The organism is Nocardia aurea (genome assembly GCF_003123685.1).
Lineage (GTDB): Bacteria > Actinomycetota > Actinomycetes > Mycobacteriales > Mycobacteriaceae > Nocardia > Nocardia aurea.
Window position 1 is genome coordinate 1 of record NZ_QCYJ01000175.1, and the last position, 20,340, is coordinate 20,340.

20 protein-coding genes, 1 rRNA gene and 1 pseudogene are annotated in these 20,340 nt (G+C 68.3%); 16 read left to right on the plus strand and 6 right to left on the minus strand.

Translation table 11 applies throughout. From position 1 onward, the window contains the following. A 5S ribosomal RNA gene (gene rrf / locus DAT37_RS42570) occupies positions 1–91 on the plus strand; the annotation flags it as partial. Positions 92–566: 475 nt separating this feature from the next. Here the strand turns inward: rrf and DAT37_RS44705 are convergent. Further along, the gene (locus tag DAT37_RS44705) at positions 567–710 is read right to left on the minus strand and encodes a hypothetical protein (RefSeq protein WP_157978994.1); all 144 of its coding nucleotides are present in this window, start codon (positions 708–710) and stop codon (positions 567–569) included. A gap of 657 nt (positions 711–1,367) precedes the next feature. On the opposite strand from DAT37_RS44705, the gene DAT37_RS42575 reads away from it, so the two are divergent. Beyond that, entirely contained in the window at positions 1,368–2,285 is a 918-nt protein-coding gene (locus DAT37_RS42575; protein WP_157978995.1) for a hypothetical protein, read from the plus strand. Positions 2,286–2,299: 14 nt separating this feature from the next. On the opposite strand, the pseudogene DAT37_RS46605 reads toward DAT37_RS42575, so the two are convergent. After that, positions 2,300–2,377: pseudogene (locus DAT37_RS46605) on the minus strand (DUF5996 family protein); the annotation flags it as partial. 851 nt (positions 2,378–3,228) lie between these two features. Between DAT37_RS46605 and DAT37_RS42580 the strand changes: the two are divergent. The 6 genes from DAT37_RS42580 (at position 3,229) to recN (ending at position 8,966) form a co-directional block, all read left to right on the plus strand. Continuing rightward, a complete protein-coding gene (locus DAT37_RS42580; protein WP_157978996.1) occupies positions 3,229–3,882 on the plus strand; it encodes a cutinase family protein in 654 nt (217 codons plus the stop codon). Between the two features lie 304 nt (positions 3,883–4,186). Further along, positions 4,187–5,086, plus strand: coding sequence for an HAD-IIA family hydrolase (locus tag DAT37_RS42585; RefSeq protein ID WP_109530807.1), 900 nt, complete (start codon positions 4,187–4,189; stop codon positions 5,084–5,086). A 48-nt stretch (positions 5,087–5,134) separates the two neighbouring features. Continuing rightward, entirely contained in the window at positions 5,135–5,407 is a 273-nt protein-coding gene (locus DAT37_RS42590; protein WP_109530663.1) for a hypothetical protein, read from the plus strand. Between the two features lies 1 nt (position 5,408). Continuing rightward, the gene (locus tag DAT37_RS42595; RefSeq protein WP_109530664.1) at positions 5,409–6,230 is read left to right on the plus strand and encodes a TlyA family RNA methyltransferase; all 822 of its coding nucleotides are present in this window, start codon (positions 5,409–5,411) and stop codon (positions 6,228–6,230) included. Next, positions 6,227–7,219: an NAD kinase gene (locus DAT37_RS42600; RefSeq protein ID WP_109530665.1), complete on the plus strand. Its 993-nt coding sequence runs from the start codon at positions 6,227–6,229 to the stop codon at positions 7,217–7,219. Before DAT37_RS42595 ends, DAT37_RS42600 begins: the two co-directional genes overlap by 4 nt. Continuing rightward, complete coding sequence (recN, locus tag DAT37_RS42605) at positions 7,197–8,966, plus strand: DNA repair protein RecN (protein WP_109530666.1); 1,770 nt, start codon at positions 7,197–7,199, stop codon at positions 8,964–8,966. The genes DAT37_RS42600 and recN overlap by 23 nt, the downstream gene beginning before the upstream one ends. Before the next feature lie 45 nt (positions 8,967–9,011). Here recN and DAT37_RS42610 read toward each other — a convergent pair whose 3' ends face one another. Then, positions 9,012–9,431 carry an SRPBCC family protein gene (locus DAT37_RS42610; protein WP_109530667.1) on the minus strand — a complete coding sequence of 140 codons (420 nt, stop codon included), beginning with the start codon at positions 9,429–9,431 and terminating at the stop codon, positions 9,012–9,014. Between the two features lie 180 nt (positions 9,432–9,611). Between DAT37_RS42610 and DAT37_RS42615 the strand changes: the two genes are divergently transcribed. Together DAT37_RS42615 and DAT37_RS42620 are read left to right on the plus strand one after the other, a co-directional pair. Next, positions 9,612–10,517: a LysR substrate-binding domain-containing protein gene (locus DAT37_RS42615; RefSeq protein ID WP_109530668.1), complete on the plus strand. Its 906-nt coding sequence runs from the start codon at positions 9,612–9,614 to the stop codon at positions 10,515–10,517. Between the two features lie 150 nt (positions 10,518–10,667). Then, on the plus strand, positions 10,668–11,981 hold the full coding sequence (locus DAT37_RS42620) for an NtaA/DmoA family FMN-dependent monooxygenase (protein ID WP_109530669.1): 1,314 nt from the start codon (positions 10,668–10,670) through the stop codon (positions 11,979–11,981). On the opposite strand, the gene DAT37_RS42625 is transcribed toward DAT37_RS42620, so the two are convergent. Beyond that, positions 11,978–12,406 (minus strand): nuclear transport factor 2 family protein, encoded by a 429-nt coding sequence (locus DAT37_RS42625; protein ID WP_109530670.1) that lies wholly within the window; start codon positions 12,404–12,406, stop codon positions 11,978–11,980. The two genes, DAT37_RS42620 and DAT37_RS42625, sit on opposite strands and share 4 nt — an antisense overlap. Before the next feature lie 98 nt (positions 12,407–12,504). Continuing rightward, a complete protein-coding gene (locus tag DAT37_RS42630) occupies positions 12,505–12,879 on the minus strand; it encodes an SHOCT domain-containing protein (RefSeq protein ID WP_109530671.1) in 375 nt (124 codons plus the stop codon). Positions 12,880–13,169: 290 nt separating this feature from the next. On the opposite strand from DAT37_RS42630, the gene steA reads away from it, so the two are divergent. Next, positions 13,170–14,378 carry a putative cytokinetic ring protein SteA gene (gene steA, locus DAT37_RS42635; RefSeq protein ID WP_109530672.1) on the plus strand — a complete coding sequence of 403 codons (1,209 nt, stop codon included), beginning with the start codon at positions 13,170–13,172 and terminating at the stop codon, positions 14,376–14,378. 32 nt (positions 14,379–14,410) lie between these two features. Continuing rightward, positions 14,411–15,355, plus strand: coding sequence for a copper transporter (locus tag DAT37_RS42640; RefSeq protein ID WP_109530673.1), 945 nt, complete (start codon positions 14,411–14,413; stop codon positions 15,353–15,355). 69 nt (positions 15,356–15,424) lie between these two features. On the opposite strand, the gene DAT37_RS42645 is transcribed toward DAT37_RS42640, so the two are convergent. Next, positions 15,425–15,850: a tautomerase family protein gene (locus DAT37_RS42645; RefSeq protein WP_109530674.1), complete on the minus strand. Its 426-nt coding sequence runs from the start codon at positions 15,848–15,850 to the stop codon at positions 15,425–15,427. Positions 15,851–15,898: 48 nt separating this feature from the next. Between DAT37_RS42645 and DAT37_RS42650 the strand changes: the two genes are divergently transcribed. From DAT37_RS42650 to DAT37_RS42665, 4 genes are all read left to right on the plus strand, one after another. After that, the gene (locus DAT37_RS42650; RefSeq protein WP_232840340.1) at positions 15,899–16,510 is read left to right on the plus strand and encodes a TetR/AcrR family transcriptional regulator; all 612 of its coding nucleotides are present in this window, start codon (positions 15,899–15,901) and stop codon (positions 16,508–16,510) included. 97 nt (positions 16,511–16,607) lie between these two features. Then, the gene (locus DAT37_RS42655) at positions 16,608–18,329 is read left to right on the plus strand and encodes a CTP synthase (RefSeq protein WP_109530675.1); all 1,722 of its coding nucleotides are present in this window, start codon (positions 16,608–16,610) and stop codon (positions 18,327–18,329) included. Positions 18,330–18,576: 247 nt separating this feature from the next. Beyond that, a complete protein-coding gene (locus DAT37_RS42660) occupies positions 18,577–19,233 on the plus strand; it encodes an NUDIX domain-containing protein (protein ID WP_109530676.1) in 657 nt (218 codons plus the stop codon). Between the two features lies 1 nt (position 19,234). Then, positions 19,235–20,212 (plus strand): site-specific tyrosine recombinase XerD, encoded by a 978-nt coding sequence (locus DAT37_RS42665; RefSeq protein WP_109530677.1) that lies wholly within the window; start codon positions 19,235–19,237, stop codon positions 20,210–20,212. Positions 20,213–20,340: the final 128 nt, after the last annotated feature.

The following is a 20,340-nucleotide window of genomic DNA, read 5'->3' on the forward strand; positions in this document are numbered from 1 at the left end:
GCCCGGTCCCATTCCGAACCCGGAAGCTAAGCCTGCCAGCGCCGATGGTACTGCACTCGACAGGGTGTGGGAGAGTAGGACACCGCCGGAACATCGTTCACGATAGGGGACCCAGAATCTGGGTCCCCTATCGTCGTTTGAGCACCTTTTCGTGCTCCTCCACGTTGCCCCGTCCACGGCTAGAGCCCGGCGCGTGATTGAATTTGCCATGGAGCCCGTAGCGGCCTCCGGAATCTCAGAAAGGGATCACCGTGTCGGAAGATAACGACGGTCGGAAGTCTTTCCGACGCGGCGACGGATCAGATCGTCCGTCCCGCGGAACCGGCGGCTCCGACGGCGGTCGTCCCGATCGCGGCGCGGGCCGTACCGGTTCGTCCGGTGGGCGCGGCGGCGACCAGCGCGGTGGCTCCGGTGACCGCGGCGGGTACAACCGTGGTGGCTCGGGCGATCGTGACGGCGGCAGCCGAAGTGGCGGTTTCCAGCGCGGCGAGAATTCGGCGCCCAGGGGCGGCTTCCGCCGCGGCGACGATTCAGGAAACCGCGGCGGTGATTCCCGTGGTGACAGCTCAGGTGAGCGCGGCGGTTTCAAACGCGGCGGCGGTTCCGACGATCGCGGTGGTTATCAGCGCGAGTCCGGCCGCGGTGGCGGCTTCGGTCGTCCCGACTCCGGCGGCGACAACCGTGGCGGCTCCGCTGATCGCGGTGGCCATCGTGACTCCGGCCAGGGTGGATTCAAACGCGGCGAATCGAGCGATCGCGGCGGTTACAGCCGTGGCGACTCCGGTGACCGTGGTGGTTCCGGTCGCGGGAATTCGAGCGATCGAGGTGGATACAACCGCGACTCCGGTGGTCGTGACAGCAATGGGCGTAGCGGAGATTCCGCTGACCGTGGCGGCTATAAACGAAGCAGCGATTCCGGTGACCGTGGCGGTTACAGCCGCGGTGGTGACTCCGATCGTGGCAGCAGCCGCGGAGGCGATTCCGGTGAGCGCGGTGGATTCAAGCGCGGCGGTGGCACCGGTGATCGCGGCGGTGACCGTGGTGGATTCAGCCGTGGTTCCGGCGAGCGGACCGGATCTTCGGGTCGTGATTCCGGTGACCGTGGCGGGTTCAACCGCGGCGGGTCCGATCGTGGATCTCAGCGTCGCGACGACGACCGCGCGGGCACGCAGCGCGGTGGCGGTTATCAGCGCGGCGGCGACGATCGCGGTGGGTTCCGGCGTGACTCGGAGGATCGGGGTGCGGCGAACCGCGGTACTTCCGGTGCCCGTTCCGATTCCGATCGCGGTGCGGATTCGCGTGAGCGCGGTGGGTTCAAACGTGCGAGTGATCGTGGCGGTTCCGAGCGTGGCTCCGATGACCGGGGTATGTCGAGCCGTGGTGGATCGGGCGAAGGCGCCGGTTCCGATCGCGGTGGGTTCAAACGCGGCGCGAGCGATCGTGGCGGCGAGAACCGCGGTGGTTCCGGCGAGCGCGGTGGTTTCCAGCGCGGTTCCGGTGACCGTGGCGGCTTCGAACGACGCGACGGTGGTGACGACCGTCGACGTGGCGGTGAAGGCGCGCGTACCGGCGGCGGCCAGGGTGGCCGCGGCGGTGAGCGGCGTCCGCCTCGTCCGGAGGAACCGGATCTGCCCGATGACATCCAGGCTTCCGATCTCGACCCGGCGGTCCGCCGCGACCTGCTGAGTCTGGACAAGACCAATGCCGAAGCCGTCGCCAGGCACCTGGTGATGGCGGTGCGCCTCATCGACGACGATCCGCGACTGGCGTTGGCGCACGCACGCGCCGCTCGTCAGCGCGCCGGCCGCGTCGCCGTGGTCAGGGAGACCGCGGGAGTGACCGCCTATCACGCAGGCGAGTGGGCCGAGGCACTGTCGGAGTTGCGCACCGCGCGCCGCATGTCGGGCGGTTCCGGACTGCTCGCCGTCATGGCGGACTGCGAACGTGGTCTCGGCCGCCCCGAGCGGGCGATCGAACTCGGTCGCAGCGACGAGGCCAGGGAACTGTCCGGTGACGAGGCAGCCGAACTCCGGATCGTCGTCGCCGGCGCCCGTATGGATCTCGGCGAGTTCGACCAGGCCGTGGTCACCCTGCAGGGCTCCGATCTCGACGCCTCCCGTACCGGCTCCTCCGCCGCCCGCCTGTTCTACGCGTACGCCGACGCCTTGGTCGCGGCGGGCCGTACAGCCGAAGGGCTGGAGTGGTTCCTCAATTCGGCCTCCGCGGATCTGGACGGCGAAACCGACGCCGAAGAGCGCGCTGCCGAACTCACCGGCGACCAGTAGTCGACCGGCTCTCCCGCCTGCGCCTGCTTGGCCAGATCCGAGAACCGCTGGACCGCGAGATCGAAACTGTGCCAGAAGAATTGGGACCGCAGGAGTCGAGGCTACGCTCTGTAGCACCGGAACCACGAGCGGGTGACGGCACCGTCGCGCGTTATGCGGGCACTGTCGTGCATTATGCGTCGACCATTGTGCGTTCGATGACTGTCGTGCGTCGGTGACTGTTGTGCATCAGTGACTGTCGCGGGTTCGGTGGCTGCCGCATGTTCGGTGATCGACGCGCGCTCGCGACCGACTCGCGTTCCGTCGCTACCTGGCGTCGTCACCCGGGCACAGCCGTGGCCGATCGGGGCACGACGATGCTTGCCGTGGTGAGCGTTGGGCATTCGCGAAGTCCCTGTGGCCGTTGCTGGCCCGAGCGCCCGGCATTTCGCCGGAAGCTGCGAGATCCGGGTGCGGGCACCGTCCGCACGCATCCGATATGGCTCGCGCGCGCCGAGTGGGCCTGAGCCTGACGAGTGGCTCGCGCCCGCCGAGTGGCCTGGGCGCGCGGAGTGGCCTGGGCCTGACGAGTTACATGGCCCGACGACCGACTCGATGGTTATCCGGCGCGGCGGTTTCCGCCGCAGTATTGCTCATCGATACCGGAGCGGCCGCGCTGCCTCCAGAATATCCCGAGTGTCCATAGAATTCGGTCGATAGCGGCGAATTCGCCTGCGTGACTTTTGTGAGAACTACGCGAATTGCTGTGAGGAATCACGATTCCCTCGATTCGGCGTCGTGGCCGGTTGACTTGCGTTTCTCGTTCAGTAAAGTGCGTTGCGTTGCAACCTATTTCGCCTGTAGAATGGCGAGAAGAATTCGCGGCGAAATGATTTTGCGACTCCGTCGAATCCGCACGGATCCGCCGCGGCAACAACAACGCTCGCGAATATCTGGAGGAACCATGAGTTCTCGAACCATCGGCCGGGCCGCTCTGAAAGGCATGCTGATCGGCGCGCTGTGCTCCGCGACTCTGCCCGTGTTCTGGTCGACGCAGGCGCAGGCCGATCCCGGGTGCGCCGATGTCGCCGTCGTGGTCGCACGTGGGACCAGCGAGCCAGGCGCGCTCGGCACGATCGTCGGTGACCCGCTGTACGCGAAGGTGCGCGGCTCGGTCCAGGTCACGACCACCTCCTATGCCGTGGACTACCCGGCGAACCCGGCCGATCCGACTTCGGTGCGGAAGGGCGTGGCCGATGTCGTCGAGTACGTGACGGGTGCGTTGAACAAATGCCCGAATCAGCGTTTCGTGATGGTCGGCTATTCGGAGGGCGCCATCGTCATGCACGGTGTTCTGGGTGAGGCGGCCCCGCTCGTCCCGTCGTCGGTCGCGCCGCTCGAATCCCGGTATCAGGCGCCGATCGTCGCGGTCGCGCTGTTCGGTGACCCCGGCCTCATCTGGCGGACGGGCGTGCCGCAGAGACATCGCGATCACACTCGGACCTATTGCACCTCGGGCGATCCGGTCTGCCAACTCGGTGGCGCTCTGCCGCTGGCGCACGTCGCCTACGGTGACGCCGTCGACGACGCGGCGGGATTCATCGCCGGGAAACTCTGACACCGCGCCACCGACACCGCGCAGACGGTGCGACGACCGGTGCTCGGCGTCGCGCGGCGACTGTCCGCCGTGTGACGTCGAGCACCGTCGTGGCGCAGGCCGACACCCGACCGCGACCGGCGACGTCGTCCGGCGATCGAATCGCGGGCGCGGCCCGTCGGTGCGCTGGCGTAGGGTGCGAGTCGTCTCGGTGCGCTGCCGGGACGGTCGGAACGGCGGTTGTGGGGGCGGACTGCCCCGTGTCGTGTTCGATCGGCACGAGGTGCGACCGGCGGGCGCCGATCGGCCAGGGAGTGAGAGTGGTGTGACGCGACTACGGGATCGCTATGAGGCCCTGCTGCTCGATCTGGACGGAACCCTGTACAGGGGTCCGGTGGTGATCGATGGCGCACCGGAGGCACTGGTCGACGACGTCGGCGGGCAGCGGCTCGTGTACGTCACCAACAATGCCAGCCGTGCCCCGAAGACGGTCGCCGAACATCTGAGCGAACTCGGTTTCCCCGCGAGTACCGACGATGTCGTGACCAGTGCGCAGGCGGCCGCGGGGCTGTTGGCCGAGCGTCTGGCTCCCGGCTCGACGGTGCTCGTCGTCGGGACCGATGATCTGGCCCGCGAGGTGGACGCCGTCGGGTTGACGTCGATCCGCCGCTTCGATGACGACGTTCCCGCCGCCGTGGTGCAGGGCCATTCGCCGCAGACGGCATGGCCGGATCTGGCCGAGGCGGCCTACGCCCTGCGCGCGGGCGCGCTGTGGGTCGCCGCCAACACCGACCGCACGCTGCCGAACGAGCGCGGTCTCGCGCCGGGTAACGGGTCGATGGTCGCGGCTCTGGTCGCCGCCTCGGATCGGGAACCGATCGTCGCGGGCAAACCGTACGCGCCGTTGCTGGAGGACGCGCTGACGCGGGCAGGCACGCGCAGCGCGCTGGTGGTGGGGGATCGGATGGACACCGATATCGAGGGCGCGAACCGGGTCGGACTGGCATCGCTGCTGGTGCTCACCGGCGTCAGCACCCTGGACGAACTTCGCGCGGCCCCACCCGAACGGGTCCCGACATTCGTGGCCGACTCGCTGGCCGCGCTCAACCACCCGCCACTCGAATTCGATGTCGACGGCGATCCGAGACAGGCGCTGGCCGAACTGTCGCTCGGCAATCCGGGCAGGGCGGTGACGGTCCGCGCGGTCGATTCGGAAATCCGATAGCGTTGTCACCACGATGAGTACTCCGAAACCCGCCCGAATGGACCCGGTATGACCGCACCAGGCTCGAATGGACCCCGCCCCGGCGTCCCGCTGCCCGGTCGGCACCTGCCCGGCGCGCAGGGGCAGACGGAGCTCGCGGATCCGGCTCGGATCCGCGCCGAGATCGATGAACTGCTCGCCGAACTGGATTCCCGTCCGCGGTGGGGGACCCCGGCGGCGGACGGCGTCGAATCCGGCGCGGATATCACCCGCCGCGCCCGCATTCTGGAACAGGCGCACGATGTGCTCGTCCAGGCGCTCGCCACGGTGGACAAGATCTGAGGTGGCCAGGCGTGCACGGGTGGACGCCGAACTCGTTCGCCGCGGGTTGGCTCGATCGCGAGAGCACGCGGTCGAGCTGATCGGCGCCGGCCGCGTCCTGATAGCCGGAACGGTCGCCGTGAAACCGGCGACCGCGGTGGAGACCGGCACCCCCCTGCTGGTGCGCGAGGAACCCGACGAGGTGTCGTGGGCATCGCGGGGAGCGCACAAACTTCTCGGCGCGCTGGCGGCCTTCGAGCCGCTCGGTGTCGAGGTCGAGGGTAAGAGATGCCTGGACGCGGGCGCGTCGACCGGCGGTTTCACCGATGTGCTGCTGTCGAAGGGCGCGCGCGAGGTGGTCGCCGTCGACGTCGGTTACGGTCAGCTCGTCTGGCGGTTGCAGAGCGACGACAGGGTGAGGGTGCTCGACCGCACCAATGTGCGCACTCTGACGCCCGAACTCGTCGGCGGCACCGTGGACCTGGTGGTCGGCGATCTGTCGTTCATCTCGCTCGGACTGGTGCTGCCCGCGCTCGCCGCCTGCGTCGCGCCGGGAGCGGATCTGCTGCCCATGGTGAAACCCCAGTTCGAAGTGGGCAAGGACCGGGTCGGAACCGGCGGCGTCGTCCGGGATCCCGGGTTGCGCGCGGAGGCGGTGCGCGAGGTCGCCAGGGTCGCGGCCGAGCACGGATTGCGGACCCTCGCGGCGGTGGCCAGCCCGCTGCCGGGACCTTCCGGCAATGTCGAATACTTCTTGTGGCTGCGCAGAGACGGACAGTTCGACTACGACGACGAGCAGGTCGCGGCCCTCGTCGAGCGTGCGGTTGAGGAGGGGCCACGGTGAACGCGCCGACCGCGCACGGCAGGCGGGAGATCCTGCTCGTCTCACATCCCGGGCGCGCCGAGATCATCGAAACCGCGCACCGGGTCGCGAAGATCTTCGCCGACGCAGGTATCGGTCTGCGGGTACTCGCCGACGAGGCCGACAGCACCCGATTCGGATTCGAGGATCCCAGCGCCAGTGTGCGGGCCGTCGCCGAGCCGGGGGGCTATCCCGCGCGGGTGGTCCCGCACGATCCTGGCGCGGCGATCGGCTGCGAGATGGTGCTGGTGCTCGGCGGTGACGGCACCTTCCTGCGTGCCGCCGAGCTGGCGAGGCCCGCCGCGGTTCCGGTGCTCGGAATCAATCTGGGCCGCATCGGATTTCTCACCGAAGCCGAAGCAGAACACCTCGATGACGCGTTGGCGCAGGTGGTGCGCGGTGATTACCGGGTCGAGGATCGGATGACGATCGACGTGACGGTGCGCGTCGACGACGAGATCGTGGAATCCGGCTGGGCGCTGAACGAGGCGAGTATCGAGAACGCCTCGCGGATGGGCGTACTCGAGGTGGTACTCGAAGTCGACGGCAGGCCGGTGTCCTCGTTCGGCTGCGACGGCATCCTGCTGTCCACCCCGACCGGTTCCACCGCCTACGCCTTCTCCGCGGGCGGCCCGGTGGTGTGGCCGGAACTGGAGGCACTGCTGGTGATTCCGAGCAATGCCCACGCGCTGTTCGCGCGGCCGCTGGTGACCAGTCCCGAATCCCGTATCGCGGTCGAGTCGGTGGCGACCGGACACGATGCGATAGTTTTCCTTGACGGCAGGCGCACCATCGCGCTGCCTCGTGGTGGCCGGGTGGAAGCGGTCCGTGGCGCGGAACCGGTGCGCTGGGTGCGATTGGATTCCGCGCCGTTCGCCGACCGGATGGTGCGCAAGTTCCAATTGCCCGTGACCGGCTGGCGTGGCCGACGGCGAACGGAGAGCACACGTGCTGACAGAGATCAGGATTGACGGCCTCGGCGTCATATCCACCGCCACCGCGCAGTTCCACGCGGGATTGACCGTGCTGACCGGCGAGACCGGTGCGGGTAAGACCATGGTCGTCACCAGCCTGCATCTGCTGAGCGGGGCACGCGCCGACGCGGGCCGGGTCAGGCTCGGCGCGCAGCGCGCGGTGGTGGAGGGCCGGTTCACCGTCGACGATGTCAACGAGAGCGCCCGAGCCGACGTCGCCGGTGTGCTCGAATCGGCGGCGGCCGAACCCGACGACGACGGCAGCATCATCGCCGTGCGCACCGTGAACAGTGACGGACGTTCGCGCGCGCATCTCGGCGGCCGCGGTGTTCCCGCTTCGGTACTGGCCGAATTCACCGCGCCGCTGCTGACGGTGCACGGCCAGAACGACCAGTTGCGGCTACAGCGGTCCGATCAGCAGTTGAACGCGCTCGATCAGTTCGCGGTCGACACCGTCGGGCCGCTGTTGGCGAAATACCAGGTGTACCGGCGTTCCTGGCTCGACGCGCGCAACGAATTGCTCGAACGCACCGCGCGCAGTCGCGAACTCGCGCTGGAGGCCGATCGGCTCAAACATTCGCTCAACGAGATCGACTCCATCGCACCGGAACCCGGTGAGGACACGCGCATCGTGCACGAGGTGCGCAGGCTCAGCGATCTGGATTCGCTGCGCGAGGCCGCCGCGACGGCGCACGACGCGCTCGCGGGTCCGGCCGATTCGCCCGAAGCCGGTTCCGGCGCACTGGAATTGCTCGGAACGGCGCGCGGCCGCATCGAATCGGCCGACGATCCCGCGCTCTCGGCGCTCGGTCCGCGACTGGGGGAGGCCATCGCCGTCGTCGTCGACCTGACCACCGAATTGAGCGGGTACCTGTCGGATCTGCCGTCCGATCCCGGCGCGCTGGACTCCCTGCTGACCCGCCAGGCCGAACTGAAGTCCCTCACCCGCAAATACGCCCCGGATATCGACGGCGTCATCGCCTGGGCCGAGGAATCGCGTACCCGGCTCGATTCGCTCGACGTCTCGGAGGAGACGCTGACCAAACTCGCCGCGGAGGTCGATATCGCCGCGGAGAAGGTCCGTGAATCGGCACGCAAGTTGACCGCGGCGCGAACCAAGGCCGCGGGCAAACTGGCGAACGCGGTCAGCGCGGAACTCGGCGGTCTGGCCATGGGTAAGGCGCGGCTGGAGGTCGAGGTCCGGCCGGTGCTCGCCGGCGCGCAGGATTCCTCGCCGCTGACCGTCGCGGGTAAGGAACTGCACGCGGGCGGCTCCGGTGTCGACGAGGTGGAGTTTCGACTGTCCGCGCATTCCGGCGCGCAGTCGCTGCCGCTGAGCAAGAGCGCCTCCGGTGGTGAGCTCTCCCGGGTGATGCTCGCGCTCGAAGTGGTGCTCTCCAGCTCCGACCACGGCGCGACGATGGTCTTCGACGAGGTCGACGCCGGTGTCGGTGGACGCGCGGCGGTGGAGATCGGGCGGCGCCTCGCCCGTCTGGCCCGTACCCACCAGGTGATCGTGGTGACCCACCTGCCCCAGGTGGCGGCCTTCGCGGACACCCACCTGGTGGTGCACAAATCCGACGACGGCGAGGGCGCGGTCGACAGCGGCGTGCGGACGTTGTCCGAGGACGAGCGGGTCATCGAATTGGCCCGGATGCTGGCGGGGCTGGACGATACCGAGACCGGTCGCGCGCACGCGGAGGAATTGCTGGAGACGGCGCGCGCCGAGCGAACCCCGGCCTGACCTCGGAACCCCTCGCACGAGGGAGGGGTTCCGGGGGCTATCGGGTCAGCGCAGGGCTTTCTGCGCGCCCTTGATGAACTGGTTGATCAAGTTCTTCAGTCCGAATTCGAGCACCTTGGCCGGAACGGGCAGACTGGGCTCGGACTCCATCGTGTACGAGACGAGGGTGCCGTTGTCGGCGTCGGTGAAGGTGATGATGCCGACGTGGCGTTTCACCGGCGCGCCCTTGACGATCTTGTATTCCATGCGCTCGCCCGGGACCAGTTTCGTGGTCTCCTCCAGCAGGCCCACGCCGCCCTTGCCGATCAGGTACTGCGCGCCCACACCTTCGGGGGTCGGTGAGCCCGGCCGCTTGAGCGTGAAATCGACCGGCACGTAGGGATTGATCCCGTCACGTGCGGCGAAGAATTGATAGACGACTTCACGCGGGGCGGCGATGACGGCATCGACGGTCGTGCTTGCCATGGTGTCTCCTCTACGAACTGTCTGTGACAGGAAGTGTATAGGTACCCTGACGAAATCCCGCGAGACGATATCGCCCGCGGGCGAGGGTGCACAGAATCGTTCTGATCGTAAGGATTTCCGGGGCGCTCGCGACTGCGCATGATAGATGCCGGGTGCCGGCAGCAGTCGAAGCGAGGGTTCATGTACGACATTCGACGCCTCATCCTGTTGCGCGACCTGGCGGAGCGCAACACCATGACGGCGGTCTCGGAGTTGCACGGCATCACCACATCGGCCGTGTCACAGCAATTGCGGATTCTGGAGGACGAGGTCGGCACCGTGCTGACCCGGCGTGAGGGCAGGGTGCTGCGGCTGACCCCGGCCGGTCGCATACTCGTCGACCACACCTCGCGGATCGTCGCGGCACTGGAGGAGGCCGAGAGCGCGGTCGCGGCCACCGCCGAGGCGGTCACCGGGGTACTCACACTGGCGACGTTCCGGACGGCGCAGACCCGGCTCGCGCTGCCCGCCGCGGCCAGGCTCAAGCGTGAGTACCCGGCGCTGCGCATCCGCCTGGTCGACCAGATGCCCGTCGACTCGGTTCCCGCCGTGCGCCAGCAGGAGGTCGATCTGGCGATCACCTACTCCTACTCGTTCCGGGCCAGGGATCTGCCGTTCGGGCTGTCGTCGGAATTCCTCTTCAGCGATCCGTTGGTGCTGCTCGCCCCGCCCGGTCTCCGTGAACGCGCCGCGCAGCAGGGGCTGGTCGCCGCGCGCGATGCCGACTGGATCGCGGCCCGCGACGGCGCGCCCTCCATCGTGTCGGTCGTATACGCCTGCGGCGAAGCCGGTTTCGCGCCGAGGATCGAACATCGCAGTGGCAGCTTCGACGGGATGGCGGAGATGGTGGCGCACGGTCTCGGTGTCGCCATCGTGCCGGAAATGTCGGTGGCCGAACATCATCGGGAGCTGATCGCGTGCACCATCGCCGACGGCTCACGTCAGATCGGGGTCACCTATCGCCAGGCGTCGCTGGAACGACCGGCCGTGGCCGCGGCGATCCGCGCGCTACGGCTGACCGTGCTGCCGACGCAGCTGGCTTCGTGAGTGTCGCGGCGCACCCGCGGATTCGCCGGTGAATCGTGACCGATTGGAATCACGGTGATCGAGTCCGTTGTTCCGAAACGTGTCGTGGCACAGCGTGAAAGGCGGCCCTGGATGTACCGGGGGTGACCGAGACGAGGAGGGAGCCAGCGCATGGGCACACGACGTCGACCGCTCAAGACGGTGACCGGTGTCAGCGGGGCGGTGAGCGTGTATTCGGCCGCGATCGACCCGGCGGTGTCCACGGTCGCCTCCTCGATCGAGATCGCGAAAATCGCCGAGGCGAACAAATTCGACGCCCTGTTCGCGGCCGATCTGCTGACCTTCGGCGCGCAGGGCGCGATCGGCGCGCAGGAGCCGTTGATCTTCCTGTCCGCGCTGAGTTCGGTGACCTCCCACGTCGGCCTGATCGCCACGGTGACCACGACATTCCACCATCCGTTCAACCTCGCCAGGCTGTTCGGAACGCTCGATCACATCAGCAACGGGCGCGCGGCGTGGAACGCCGTCACCTCCTCGGTCGGCGAGGAGAACTACGGCGACCAGGAGTTGCCGAGCCCCGAGCAGCGCTACGCGCGGGCCACCGAATCCCTCGAGGTCGTCAACGCGCTGTTCGACAGTTGGCGGCCGGGTTCGCTCACCCCCGACGGCCGCGGCGGCGCGGTACTCGATCAGGACCTGGTGGTTCCGATCGATTATCGAGGTCGGTTCTTCACGGTGCGCGGGCCGCTCAATATCCCGATCCTGCCGCAGCGCAGACCGGTTCAGTTCCAGGCCGGGCAGTCCGAGGGCGGGATCGAACTGGGCGCGCGGTTCGCCGAAGTCGTGTTCACCTCGCTGCCGACGCTGGAGGACGCCGTCACCTACACCAAGCGGATCCGTACCCGCGCCGCCGAATGGGGACGCGCGGACGGACTGCCGCTGATCATGAGTTCCTTCCACGCGACCTATGGCGCGTCGGAGGAGGAGGTCGGCCGGATCGTGCGCGAGCAGGCCGAGGCCTTCGATCTCGACGCGGGACGGGTGGCGCTGGAGGATATGTTCGGCGGCGGTGTCGACCTGTCGGGGTTGCCGCTGGACCGGCCGATTCCGGAGCATCTGCTGCCCGATGTCACCTCGGTCAACCGTCGACGCGGTCGGGTGGAGATCTTCGGCAAACTCGCGCGTTCGGGAAAGACGTTGCGCGAGTTGATCATCGCGAGCAAGGACACCGGGCACTGGGCGGTGGCCGGTACTCCGGAACAACTCGCCGACGCGGTCCAGGAACGCTACGACGCGGGGGTGCTCGATGTCATCTCACTCGGCGGACTCGCCGACCCGCGCACCCGTGACTTCCTGCTGAACGGGCTGCTTCCCGAATTGCGCCGCCGGGGAATCGTCGGCGACGACTACGTCGGCGACACCTTCCGCGCGAATCTCGAACTCCCGCCGCTGCCCGCGATCCCGGACCGATCGCGGGGCCGCTAGTCGCCGGGGCGAACGGTGGTGAGTTGGGTGAGAACGCAGTACCAATCACCGTCGCGCTCGACGAACACGTCCGTGGTCCATTCGTCGGAATCGAACTCGCTGCCGTCGAACCGTGCCGTGTTGCGCACGCGGACCGAGAACACCGCGACCTCGCCGTGACGCCGGATCCGTGGTTCGCCGACCCGCGCCATGGCGGAATGCGTCAGCGTGCCCGCGCGCACGAGTTCGAGAAATCGGGTGCCTTCGGTGATGCCGGTCTCGCCGACGAAAACCCACTCGTCGGTGACGAATTCGGCGATGCGGTCGGCGTCGTTGGCGACGATGGCGGTCAGCCAGTCGTCGTAGCGGAGTGTCAGCGTGCGGTCGGCCTCGGAGACCTCGCAAGACACGGAAACCTCGGAGACGGTCGGCGGAGTGGAAGTCATATCGTCAAACTACGTCCGCGGCTACCCGCGGTCTTGGACGAATGGAACAGCACGGTTCCGGCGACGCGCTCGCATCGCCGGAACCGTGTGCACGCGGTCTATTGCAGCGCGGTGCGCTTGATCTGTTCGAATTCCTCCGCGGTGATCGCGCCGTCGTCCAGCAGTTTCTTGCCGTTCGCGATCTGCGCCGTCGGGTCGGAGCCCGCGACCTGCCTGATGTAGGCGTCCTGGGCCTGTTTCAGCTGGATCGTGTCCGCGGCGCGGCGCTCGGCCATCCCCTTGCCGCGCACCACCAGGTACACCAGGGCGGTGATGAACGGGAATATGAGCAGGAAGACCACCCAGATCGCCTTCGCCCAGCCCGAGGTCTCGTGATCCCGGAAAAGGTCCATCAGGATCGAGAACATCACCATCAGATAGGCGATGAAGAAGAAGCTCACCACGATGAACCAGATAATGTCCCAAAAATCCATGTCGTTCGCCCTTCCGGAGGCCGCGGCGCGTATGCGCCCTCAGCACGATGTGGTCGCGTTGTGATACGACGTGGCATCACCTTCCCGCCCACGCGGCCGGATTTCCTCACACGATGCGGGTGATTCCGGTCGCGATGCCGGTAATTAGCCGCAGTCGGGATCGCGGCGTCGTCACGGCGACACGGACCCCTCGGTCCGGTTTCGGCGCGGACCGTATCACAGTGACGAATGTGCGGGCTGGTGCGGCGCGCCTCCATCGAAAGTCGTGGTCCAACAGCCATTATCGGGCCATGAAGATGCCGGCGCTGCTGTCGAGGACGACCGAATCGCTGCCAGGCCTGACCGGGGTGGCCCGGGTCGATCGCAATACTCGTCGTTTGCTGCGGCGCGCCGGAGTCGGTGACGTCGTGGTCATCGACGAGATGGACCTGGATCGGATGACCGCCGACCGCCTCATCGAGGCCGGTGTCGTCGCGGTGATCAACACCTCGCCGTCGATCTCGGGGCGCTACCCCAACCTCGGTCCGGAAGTGCTCGTGGCCAACGGCATCCTGCTGCTCGACACGGTGACCTCGGACGCCTTCACCAAGATCAAGGACGGCGCCAAGGTCCGCATCGCCGACGGTGTCGTCTACGCGGACAAATTCGGCAAGAAGGAACCCGAGGTCCTGGTCGAGACCATCGAACTGACCGAAGCGGCGATCGCGGAACGGATGGTCGCCGCCCGCAGCGGTCTCGCGGACCACCTCGAGGCGTTCGCCGGAAACACCATCGAATTCGTCCGCACCGAGAGCGCGTTGCTGATCGACGGCATCGGCGTGCCCGAACTCGAACTGTCCATGAAGAACCGGCACGTGGTCGTGGTCGCCGACGGCTCCGACCACGCGGAGGACCTCAAGCGGCTCAAGCCGTTCATCAAGGAGTACGCCCCGATCATGGTCGGCGTCGGGCGTGGCGCCGACACCCTGGTGAAACACGGCTACCGGCCGGATCTGATCGTCGGCGATCCGGACGAGATCACCACGGCCACACTCAAATGCGGCGCCGAGGTGATCCTGCCCGCCGATACCGACGGGCACGCCAGGGGACTGGAGCGGATCCAGGATCTCGGAATCGGCGCGACCACCTTCCCGTCCTCGGGCGCCCCCGCCGATCTGGCCCTGCTGCTCGCGGATCATCACGGTGCGGCGCTGATCGTGACCGCGGGCGCCGCCGCCTCCCTGGACGACTTCTTCGACCGAGGCAGGCGCGACAGCAATCCGGCGACCTTCCTGACCCGGCTCAAGGTCGGCACCAAACTGATGGACGCCAAGGCCGTCGGCACGCTCTACCGCAACCGCATGTCCGGTGTGGCCATCGCCATGGTGGTGCTCGCGGCCCTGGTCGCGGTGATCGTGGTCTTACTCGCCTCCAACACCGGCGGCGAAACCCTGAACTGGACGATCGACACCTGGAACCGGTTCGCGCTGTGGGTGCAGGGCCTGGCAGGCAGTAGCTAGCGCGATCGGTCCGTCACGAGCGTAGGAGCGTCATGATCTCGTTTCGCCAGCACGCGATAGCGATCGTCGCGATCTTCCTCGCGCTCGCGATCGGGGTGGTGCTCGGATCCCAGACGCTCGCGGCGGACATGCTGTCCGGACTGCGCTCGGACCGGACCGAACTGAGCAGGCGGGTCGAGGAGTACTCCGCGCGGAATCGGCAGCTGACCGACGAACTCAACGCCGCGGATCGTTTCCTCGCGGGGTCGGCGGGACGCGTGCTCGGGGGAACGCTCACCGGCCGCAGCGTCGTGGTGTTCACCACACCCGACGCCGATCCGGCCGATGTCGAATCGGTGATCAGGGGACTGGAGACCGCGGGCGCCCCGGTGACCGGACGTCTCGCGCTGACCGACGCCTTCCTCGACTCCGGCGAGGGTGACCGGATGCGTGCCGCCATGACCAATGTGATCCCGGCCGGGGCGCAGCTGCGCACCGGCGCGGTCGATCAGGGCAGCATGGCGGGCGATCTGCTCGGGCTGGTGCTGCTGCTCGACCCGGGTAACGGCGCGCCGCGCAGCACCCCGCAGGAACTCAGCCTGGTGCTGGAGACATTGCGCGGCGGCGGCTTCGTGGCCGAAGCGGACGCGCCGATCGCGCCCGCCCAGCTCGCCGTGGTGATCACCGGCAACGGCGCCAAGGCCGCCGAGAACGCCCAGGGGGCCAATATCGCCCGGTTCACCGGCGCGCTGCGCGGTCGCGGCTCAGGGGCGATTCTGGCGGGCCGTGCCGGGGCGGCGGACGATCCCGGTCCGATCGGTGTCATCCGTTCGGACCCGGCGATGGCCGCGGCCGTCACCACCGTCGACAATCTGGACCGCGAGATCGGTCGGGTCACCGCGGTCCTCGGACTGACCGAACAGCTGAACGGTGCCGCCGGGCGTTACGGCACGGGGACCAGGGCGACCTCGCTGACACTGGCCGCCCCGCCACGCTGACGGCATCCTCCCGGCGGATCTTTTCCGCCGAACCGTGCTCGTGAGCGCGCGGGGCGACTCGTACCGACTTCAGCCGCGCTCGGTCGCCGCGAGCGCCTTCAACTCCGCGAACCGCACGATATTGCCCGCCGCGCCCCAGGTGCCCTCGGGCTGTTCGTGGATCAGGACCCACACCCGCAGACCGTCGTCCTCGCCGAGTCCGGCGGCCGCGAGGATGTCGGCGGTCACCTGCTGGACCAGGCCCGCCTTCCGGCGGTCGGACAGCGCGCCTTCCGGCACGGTCACATCGACCCGGAACCGGGGCAGGTCGTCCGCGGCGTTGACGAATCCCCCGGGCGCCACCTCCTCGACGAGGCACCAGGACTGCGCCCGGAAGAACGGGGTGTCGGGTGCGCCCTCCCAGTGCAACAGCGTGGTGATGAGGGTTTTCTGCAATTCGGCGCGGGTCGGGGCGGGCAGCGCTCCGGCGGGGAGTGTGAGTTGGATCATCGGCATGGGAACTCCCTGGTTATAACGACTGTTATATTCCGAGGACGCTACGCTATGACAGTCGTTCTAGGCAAGGAGATGCGGATGGTCGAGTCGCGGGCGCGGGACCGGATGGTGGTCGCGGCGGCCGACATGCTGCGCCGACGCGGTCTGAACGCGACCAGCGTCCGCGAACTGGCCAAACACTCGGGTGCGCCACTCGGGTCGACCTACCACTACTTTCCCGGCGGCAAATCCCAGCTCGCCACCGAAGCGGTCCGCCTCGTGGACGGTCTCGTCGCGCGGAAACTGGCGAAGGATCTGTCTGCCGGGCCGGTCGTCGCGCTGCGTGAATTCGTCGACATGTGGAGAAAGGTCGTGCTCGACAGCGATTTTCGCGCGGGTTGCCCGGTGCTGGCCGTCTCGGTGGAGGATCTGCCCGATACCGACGATCCGCGGCTGGCCGCTGCCGCTGCGTTCGATCAGTGGACCGGATTGCTGGCCGATTCGCTGCGTGCCCACGGCGCGGCCGACGCCGTCGCCACCCGGACCGCCACCCTGATCGTGGCCGCGCTGGAGGGTTGCGTCGCGATCTGTCGCGCGCAGCGCGACACCGCGGCGATGGATCGGACCGCCGACGCCCTGGAAGAGGTCGTGCGCGGTGTCATCGGCCATTCCGGCGGCTGAAACCGGAACCGTGGCGGAAAACGGGATGGCAGCGACTTTCGGGCAAACGGGCGTGGCGGTCGAGCGACCGGGCGCATCCGTGTTACCGTGAAGACCCGTGGGTCAAACACGGATTCAGGCGCGAACTGCCACGAAACATATCTTCGTCAGTGGTGGAGTCGCCTCCTCATTGGGCAAAGGCCTGACGGCTTCCAGCCTCGGTCAGCTGCTGACAGCGCGCGGGCTGCGCGTCACCATGCAGAAACTCGACCCGTATCTGAACGTCGATCCGGGCACCATGAATCCGTTCCAACACGGAGAGGTGTTCGTGACGGAGGACGGCGCCGAGACCGATCTCGACGTCGGACACTACGAGAGATTCCTCGATCGCGACCTGTCCAAGGACGCGAATGTCACCACGGGGCAAATCTATTCGACGGTGATCGCCAAGGAACGGCGCGGGGAGTACCTCGGCGACACGGTGCAGGTGATCCCGCACATCACCGACGAGATCAAGGACCGCATCCTCGCGATGCAGGGCCCCGATCTCCAGGGCCAGGTGCCCGACGTGGTGATCACCGAGATCGGCGGCACCGTCGGCGATATCGAATCGCAGCCCTTCCTCGAGGCGGCTCGTCAGATCCGCCACGATGTCGGTCGCGACAACGTCTTCTTCCTGCACGTCTCGCTGGTGCCCTACCTGGCGCCGTCGGGCGAGCTGAAGACCAAGCCGACCCAGCATTCGGTGGCGGCGCTGCGCAATATCGGTATCCAGCCCGACGCGCTGATCCTGCGCTGCGATCGGGAGGTGCCCCAGGCGCTCAAGAGCAAGATCGCGCTCATGTGCGACGTCGAGGTGGACGCCTGCATCTCCACCCCGGACGCGCCGTCCATCTACGACATCCCCAAGGTGCTGCATCGGGAAGGTCTCGACGCGTACGTGGTGCGCAGGCTGGGCCTGCCGTTCCGGGATGTCGACTGGACCGTGTGGGGTGATCTGCTCGACCGGGTGCACTCTCCGCGCGAGACCGTCGAGGTGGCGCTGGTCGGCAAGTACGTCGACCTGCCCGACGCGTACCTGTCGGTGACCGAGGCGCTGCGCGCGGGCGGATTCGCCTCGCGCGCCAAGGTGCAGATCCGCTGGGTGCCCTCCGACGAATGCGAGACCGAGGCGGGCGCGATCGCCGCTCTGCGCGACGTGGACGCGGTGCTGATCCCCGGCGGTTTCGGCATCCGCGGCATCGAGGGCAAGGTCGGCGCCATCCGTTTCGCCCGCCTGCGCGGTATCCCGCTGCTCGGGCTGTGCCTGGGCTTGCAGTGCGTGGTGATCGAGGCGGCGCGTTCGGTCGGACTGGTCGAGGCCAACTCGGCGGAATTCGAACCCGACACCCCGCATCCGGTGATCTCGACCATGGCCGACCAGGAACAGATCGTCGCCGGTGAGGCCGATCTCGGCGGCACCATGCGTTTGGGCGCGTACCCGGCGGCGCTGGTCAAGGGATCGGTCGTGGCGAAGGCCTACGGCTCGGACAGCGTCTCGGAACGTCATCGGCACCGCTACGAGGTGAACAACGCCTACCGCGACAAGATCGCCGCGAGCGGCCTGCGGTTCAGCGGCACCTCGCCGGACGGGCACCTGGTCGAATTCGTCGAGTACCCGGCGGACGTGCATCCGTTCTTCGTCGCCACCCAGGCGCATCCGGAACTCAAGAGCCGTCCGACCCGCCCGCACCCGTTGTTCGCCGCACTGGTGTCCGCGGCGTTGAAATACAAACTGGCCGAACGACTTCCGGTGGACATCTCGGACGAGGAACTGGCCGCGGCCGACCAGAGCTCCTGATACGCGGGGTCGCCGCGACGCGAACCCCCTCGACGCACGGCACGCGACGCGCACGGGCGCGGCGCGTGCCGTGTCCGTATGCGGCGGGTCGATCGTGGGTATAGCGTGCTCGGGTGCGGGGGATGTCGGCTCGGACGTGATCGGCGATCCGGGCGACGGGTACCGCGCTCTCGCGTCCGGGAGGTCCGGACGGGAGCGAGTGGGTGTGAGCGCGGGCGGTGACGCCGAGTGGGAGTGAGGCACGGTCGTGACGAAGAACGAAACAGCGGCGGGCAGCCACGATTTCGACACAGTGTCGAGCCGGACCGTCTACAGCGGAGCGATTCTGGCGCTGCGGCTGGACCAGGTCGCGATGCCGGGCGGCAAGGTGGTCGAACGCGAGGTCATCGAACATCACGCGGCGGTGGCGGTCGCGGCGATCGACGAGAACGACGAACTGGTGCTCATCGACCAGTACCGGCATCCGATCGGCGCCAGGCTGCTCGAACTGCCCGCCGGACTGCTCGACGTGCAGGGCGAGGATCCCCTCGAGGCCGCGCGGCGTGAACTCGCCGAGGAGACCGGACTGGCCGCGGCGGAGTGGTCGGTACTGGTCGACGTGGCGCTGTCGCCGGGATTCACCGACGAGGCGCTGCGCATCTACGTCGCACGCGATCTGCGCGAGGTCGACCGGCCGGAGCCGGAGAACGAGGAAGCGGATCTGCGCGTGATCCGCATGCCGGTCGGCGCCGCGGTGCGCGCCGCGCTCGCGGGCGAGATCGTCAACGCGACGGCGGTGGCCGGTGTGCTCGCCCTCGCGGCGGCACGCGCCGACGACATCGCGCTGCGCCCGGCCGACGCGCCGTGGCCGGGGCAGCCGACGGGTTTCCTGCGCCGCCAGGCGCGCGCACGATCCGGAGACTGAGATGTCCGACGGGGTACTCGCGCGTGAAATCGCCGCCTACCTCGACCATCTCGCGGTCGAGCGCGGCGCCGCGCGCAATACGCTCGGCGCGTACCGCCGCGATCTCGACCGCTACCGGGAATTCCTGACGCGGCGCGGCATCACCGAACTCGACCGCGCGGCCGAATCCGATGTCGCCGAATTCACCGTCGCGCTGCGGGCGGGCGGGACCGGGCATCCGCCGCTCGCCGCGAGTTCGGTGGCGCGGGCGTTGATCGCGGTACGCGGGCTGCACCGTTTCGCGGCCGCCGAGGGGATGAGCGCCACCGATGTCGCGCACGGGGTGAAACCTCCCGCCCCCGGTCGCCGACTGCCGAAAGCGCTGCCCTACGACCAGGTATCGCGCTTGCTGGAGGCGGCGGGCGGCGGCGCGGCGGATTCGCCCGATACGGCGTCGGGCGTCGACGGCGGCCCGCGCGGTCTGCGTGATCGCGCGCTGCTGGAACTGCTGTATTCCACGGGGGCGCGGATTTCGGAGATGGTCGGACTCGACGTGGACGATCTCGACACCGGCGAACGCACGGTCACCCTGCACGGCAAGGGCGGCAAACAACGGATGGTGCCCATCGGTCGTCCGGCCATCGCCGCGGTCGATGCCTACCTGATCCGCGGTCGTCCGATGCTGGCGGCGGGCGGTAGGAGCGGCGCGAAAGGTAGCGGGGGCGCGCTGTTCCTGAACGCGCGCGGTGGCAGGCTGTCTCGCCAGAGCGCCTGGCAGGTGTTGCGGATCGCCGCCGAACGCGCGGGTATCGGCTCGGCCGTTTCGCCGCACACACTGCGTCATTCGTTCGCCACGCATTTGCTGGATGGCGGTGCCGATGTCAGGGTCGTGCAGGAGTTGCTCGGCCACGCGTCGGTGACGACGACCCAGATCTACACCCTCGTCACCGTCAACACCCTGCGCGAGGTGTGGGCGACCGCGCACCCTCGGGCGCGATGAAAACGGCGCGATGCCACCGGGGTCGGTGCGGTGCCGATATGCGCGCGCGGTTCCTCACCGATCGCACACGGGGTATCGTCCGGATCGAAGGTATCCGCAGGCCGTATCTCATCGCACGACGTCGCGTC

Excerpts from the sequence above, each read along its gene's own strand:
- DAT37_RS42625 (WP_109530670.1), bottom strand. The coding sequence starts at position 12,406 with ATGACTTCCACTCCGCCGACCGTCTCCGAGGTTTCCGTGTCTTGCGAG.
- DAT37_RS42620 (WP_109530669.1), top strand. The coding sequence starts at position 10,668 with ATGGGCACACGACGTCGACCGCTCAAGACGGTGACCGGTGTCAGCGGG.
- DAT37_RS42615 (WP_109530668.1), top strand. The coding sequence starts at position 9,612 with ATGTACGACATTCGACGCCTCATCCTGTTGCGCGACCTGGCGGAGCGC.
- DAT37_RS42630 (WP_109530671.1), bottom strand. The coding sequence starts at position 12,879 with ATGGATTTTTGGGACATTATCTGGTTCATCGTGGTGAGCTTCTTCTTC.
- DAT37_RS42610 (WP_109530667.1), bottom strand. The coding sequence starts at position 9,431 with ATGGCAAGCACGACCGTCGATGCCGTCATCGCCGCCCCGCGTGAAGTC.
- DAT37_RS42665 (WP_109530677.1), top strand. The coding sequence starts at position 19,235 with ATGTCCGACGGGGTACTCGCGCGTGAAATCGCCGCCTACCTCGACCAT.
- DAT37_RS42640 (WP_109530673.1), top strand. The coding sequence starts at position 14,411 with ATGATCTCGTTTCGCCAGCACGCGATAGCGATCGTCGCGATCTTCCTC.
- DAT37_RS42575 (WP_157978995.1), top strand. The coding sequence starts at position 1,368 with ATGTCGAGCCGTGGTGGATCGGGCGAAGGCGCCGGTTCCGATCGCGGT.
- DAT37_RS42590 (WP_109530663.1), top strand. The coding sequence starts at position 5,135 with ATGACCGCACCAGGCTCGAATGGACCCCGCCCCGGCGTCCCGCTGCCC.
- DAT37_RS42580 (WP_157978996.1), top strand. The coding sequence starts at position 3,229 with ATGAGTTCTCGAACCATCGGCCGGGCCGCTCTGAAAGGCATGCTGATC.
- DAT37_RS42650 (WP_232840340.1), top strand. The coding sequence starts at position 15,899 with ATGACAGTCGTTCTAGGCAAGGAGATGCGGATGGTCGAGTCGCGGGCG.
- DAT37_RS42645 (WP_109530674.1), bottom strand. The coding sequence starts at position 15,850 with ATGCCGATGATCCAACTCACACTCCCCGCCGGAGCGCTGCCCGCCCCG.
- DAT37_RS44705 (WP_157978994.1), bottom strand. The coding sequence starts at position 710 with ATGGCCACCGCGATCAGCGGAGCCGCCACGGTTGTCGCCGCCGGAGTC.
- steA (WP_109530672.1), top strand. The coding sequence starts at position 13,170 with ATGAAGATGCCGGCGCTGCTGTCGAGGACGACCGAATCGCTGCCAGGC.